The 4,234-nt window shown below is 70.8% G+C and carries 4 protein-coding genes and 1 pseudogene; 1 reads left to right on the top strand and 4 read right to left on the bottom strand.

The window, feature by feature from the left end; genetic code table 11:
• From IE177_RS34510 to IE177_RS34495, 4 genes and pseudogenes are all read right to left on the bottom strand, one after another.
• Nucleotides 1-295, bottom strand: a pseudogene (locus IE177_RS34510) (Fe-S oxidoreductase); the annotation flags it as partial.
• Between the two features lie 192 nt (nt 296-487).
• On the bottom strand, nt 488-1,261 hold the full coding sequence (locus IE177_RS34505; protein ID WP_190019437.1) for an ABC transporter permease: 774 nt from the start codon (nt 1,259-1,261) through the stop codon (nt 488-490).
• On the bottom strand, nt 1,258-2,205 hold the full coding sequence (locus IE177_RS34500; protein WP_190019436.1) for an ATP-binding cassette domain-containing protein: 948 nt from the start codon (nt 2,203-2,205) through the stop codon (nt 1,258-1,260). The genes IE177_RS34505 and IE177_RS34500 overlap by 4 nt, the downstream gene beginning before the upstream one ends.
• 11 nt (nt 2,206-2,216) lie before the next feature.
• A complete protein-coding gene (locus IE177_RS34495; protein ID WP_190019435.1) occupies nt 2,217-2,906 on the bottom strand; it encodes a DUF4097 family beta strand repeat-containing protein in 690 nt (229 codons plus the stop codon).
• A gap of 223 nt (nt 2,907-3,129) precedes the next feature.
• On the opposite strand from IE177_RS34495, the gene IE177_RS34490 reads away from it, so the two are divergent.
• Complete coding sequence (locus IE177_RS34490; protein ID WP_190019434.1) at nt 3,130-3,867, top strand: helix-turn-helix domain-containing protein; 738 nt, start codon at nt 3,130-3,132, stop codon at nt 3,865-3,867.
• Nucleotides 3,868-4,234 lie beyond the last annotated feature (367 nt).

Below are 4,234 nucleotides of genomic sequence, written 5' to 3'. Positions count from 1 at the left end.
AGTCGGCCTGGAAGAGCTGGCCGTAGGCGTTGATGATGGTCGGCGGCAGCGTCAGGAAGCCCACGGCGACGAACCAGTGCGCGACGCCGATGACGCCCCAGCGGTTCATCCGGGTGTGGCCGATGAACTCCCGCGCCACGGTCAGCGTGCGCTGATACGGGTTGTCGGTCCGGGTGCCGGCCGGCACCGGCTGACCGAGCCTGAAGTACCGTACGAACTGGCCGATCGCTCTTGTGAGCAGCGCAACGCCGACCACGGTCAGCACCAGCGACACGACGATCGCGGTGAGTTGCATGAGTGGACTCCTCAAGCCTGCGAGGCGGGGACGACACCAGGGGCATTACTAAGCGGTAACTTACCTATGTAGAACCGAGGTTACCCGACGAGCGAACACCCCCTCCCGGCGACCCGCGGGTGATCCGTGCCGCTGACGCCGCGAGGGCCGCCGGACCCGCTGGTCCGGCGGCCCTGTCCGGCCGGTTCACGGTCAGGCCTTGTCGTAGGTGCGCTTGGCCCAGAGGTAGGAGACGAGGGCCGTGCCGCCGCACCAGGCGGTGGCGGCGGCGCCGCTGCCGCCGATCGGGGTGCCCAGGAGGAGGCCGCGGACGGTCTCCATGATGGGCGTGAAGGGCTGGTACTCGGCGAACCAGCGGACGGCCGTGGGCATGGAGTCGGTGGGGACGAACCCGCTGCCGAGGAAGGGCAGCAGGATCAGGGGCATCGGGGCGTTGCTCGCCGCCTCGGGGGTCGGGGACTTCAGGCCGAGGGCGACGGACAGCCAGGTGACGGCCACGACGAACAGGGTGAGCAGTGCGGCGGCGGCCAGCCATTCGACGGCGGTGGCGTTCGGGCCGAAGCCGATCGCGAGGGCGACGCCGATGATGACGGCCATGCCGAGCAGTTGCTGGATGACGCTGCCGACGACGTGGCCGGTGAGGACCGAGGCGCGGGAGATCCGCATCGTGCGGAAGCGGGCGACGATGCCCTCCGTCATGTCGGTGGCGACCATGACGGCGGTACCGGTCGCGGCCGTGGCCCCCGCCATGAGCAGGATGCCCGGGACGACGTAGTCGACGTAGGTGTCGCGCCCGCCGCCGAGGCCGGCGCCGAGGGTGCCGCCGAGGACGTAGACGAACAGGAGCAGGAGGACGACGGGCGTCGCGATCAGCTGCACGGTCATGGACGGGTAGCGGAGCAGGCGCTTGAGCTGGCGCCGGACCATGGTGGAGGAGTCACGCACGGCAAGGCTGAGGGTGCTCATCGCACGGTCTCCTTCTGCGGGTCCTGCGGGCCGGTGAGGGTGAGGAAGACGTCGTCGAGGTCGGGGGTGTGGACGCTCATCCCGGCGACGTCGACCGCGCGTTCGTCGAGGAGGGTGAGCAGTTCGCGGATCGTGCGGACGCCTCCGTCGCTCGGCACCCGCAGGGTCAGTGTCCCGGGGTCGGCGGTCCCGGCGCCGATGAGCCCGCGGGCGGCGTCGAGCTGGTGTGTGTCGGTGAAGGTGAGCCGGATGTGGCCGCCCGGGATGAGCCGCTTGAGTTCGTCCGCGGTGCCCTCGGCGATCAGCCGTCCGTGGTCGAGGAGGGCGATGCGGTCGGCGAGTTCGTCGGCCTCCTCCAGGTATTGAGTGGTGAGGAAGACGGTGACGCCGCTCGCGACGAGTTCGCGGACGATGCCCCACATGGAGCGGCGGCTGCGCGGGTCGAGGCCGGTGGTGGGCTCGTCGAGGAAGATCAGACGCGGGTCGCCGACCAGGGTCATCGCCAGGTCGAGCCGGCGCCGCATGCCGCCGGAGTAGGTGCCGGCCGGTCTGCGCGCCGCGTCGGCCAGGTCGAACCGGTCGAGCAGTTCGGCCGCCCTGCGCCTGCCGTCCCCGCGGGACAGGTGCTTGAGGTCGGCCATGAGGAGCAGGTTCTCCTCGCCGGTGAGCAGCTTGTCGACGGCCGAGTACTGACCGGTGACGCCGATCGCGCCGCGCACGTCGTCCGGCCGGCGAGCCAGGTCGTGGCCGGCGACGCGGACGGTGCCGCCGTCGGCCGGTATCAGGGTGGACAGGATCTGGACGGTCGTGGTCTTGCCCGCGCCGTTCGGGCCGAGCAGGGAGAAGATCGTTCCTTCCGGGACGGTCAGGTCCACGCCGTCGAGGACGGTCTTGTCGCCGTACGACTTGCGCAGTCCGTTCGCCGCGATGGCCAGGTCGGTCATGCCGGTGCTCCTCACAGGCTGCGGGCGGTGATGTCGCCGTGGGCGGTGGTCGCGTGGATGTTCAGGTCGGCGGCGCCGTCGGTGTTCCTGAGCGCGTTGTGGATCCGGCCGTGACCGGTGCCGGCGTCCAGGGAGGCGCAGACGCCGCGGGCGGCGCCGACCGAGATCCCGCCCTGCGCGGTGCGCAGGGTGACCGTGCCGCTCACGGCCTCGGTGACGCGGATGTCGCCCCTCGCGGTGCTGATGTCCGCGGGGCCGCCCAGCCGGCCGATCTCGATGTCGCCGTCGACCGCGGTGAGGCGGACGCTCGCGGCCTCGTCGATCTTGATCCGGCGGTAGGCGCCTTCGAAGGCGACGTCTCCGAGGCGGCCGACGCCGCGGAGTTCGGATGCGGCGGCCCTGGCCTCGACACGGGAGCCGGTGGGCAGCTGGACGGTGATCTCCACGGATCCCGAGGGGCCGAAGAACTGGCTCCCGCCTTCCGGGGTGTGGATGCGCAGGACGCCGTCGGCGTAGGCGACCTCGGTCCGCTCGGCGGCCTTCACGTCGCGGCTCCGGGAGGCCTCGGCGGGCCGGATCTCGACGGTGGTGTCGGCTCGGTCGGCGGCGATGAACTGGATGCGTCCGGCGGGTACGTCGAGGACGGCCGAGACCGGGGCGGGGGTGTCGAACTTCCGCGTCAGGCTTTCGTTCTCACGCATGGTGCGCTCCTTCGGTTTGTCGTTTCCGATGACAGAAACGCTACGTTGCGTTCACCGATCCGGCAACAAGCTCGTTGCATGCAACTGATGTTTGCGCAGGTGGAGTTACTTATTTCATTGCAATGATCGTGAAAGCTAACGCAACGCCAGAACCCCTTTCGTTGCAATGACATGAAAGGAACGCTACGCTGGCGCCACCACGGACCACGAAGGAGGCCGCGCCGTGCCGGGAGGCAGACTCACCCAGCAGGAACGTCAGCAGATCGCGCTGGGACTGGCCGACGGCCTCGCCTACGCCGAGATCGCCAGGCGCCTGGACCGTCCGACCTCGACCGTCACCCGGGAGGTGATGCGCAACGGCGGCCCGACCGCCTACCGCGCCGACCTCGCCCACCGCGCCACCGGGCACCGCGCCCACCGCCGCAGGCAGGTCACTCCCCGCGACACGGACACGTCCCCGCAGGCGCACGGACGTGACGCCGAGGCGGTGCGCGAGTACGAGGAGGCCTTCACCACCGCCCTGATGCAGTCGGGCCTGTCCAACAAGATGATGTGCCGGGTGCTGGTCTGCCTGTACACCACGGACGCCGGCAGCCTCACCGCGTCGGAACTCGTCCAGCGCCTCCAGGTCAGCCCGGCGTCCGTCTCCAAGGCGATCGCGTTCCTCGAGAGCCAGGGCCTCGTCCGCAGGGAACGCGACGAACGCCGCCGCGAGCGCTACATCGTCGACGACGACGTCTGGTACCAGTCGATGATGGCCAGCGCCCGGTCCAGTGCGCAGCTCGTGGAGACCGCGCGGCAGGGCGTCGGCGTCCTCGGCCCCGGCACTCCGGCCGCCACCCGCCTCGAGAACATCGCCCGCTTCCTCGACTTCGTCACCGAGAGCATCACCCGCGCCGCGGAGCAGGCCCGCGAGGTCCTCTACACGAAGCCCGGAACGCCTCCGGACAGCACCGGCTGAGCCCGCCGGCCGGTGTGCCCCGTCCCCCGCCGCCGGGCCGCCGACCGGGCGGACGCGGGCAAGGAGCGGTCACCATGCTCTGCGTCGGCGACAGGTTCGGACCGCGTGGCGCCACTAAACGACATGTCGCCACGCCGCCGCACGGATGGCACTGGAATGGCCGGTCTCATGGCGAGCCCTGGGGACGAGGATGACAATGGGTGACCTGGCCGCAGCTGTACCACCGGACTCCACCGGCACGGTGGCGCACAAGACCTGCCTATGCGGTGCCCGCGACCTCGCCGGGGGTCCGGGGGCCGCCGAGGAGAAGTTCAGGGGGCTGCTGGAGGCGGCGCCGGACGCGATGGTCATCGTCGACGACACCGGC

Source organism: Streptomyces lucensis JCM 4490, assembly GCF_014650035.1.
GTDB lineage: Bacteria > Actinomycetota > Actinomycetes > Streptomycetales > Streptomycetaceae > Streptomyces > Streptomyces lucensis.
Note: the sequence above shows the minus strand (reverse complement) of the source record. Positions and strands in the feature narration are given on the sequence as shown.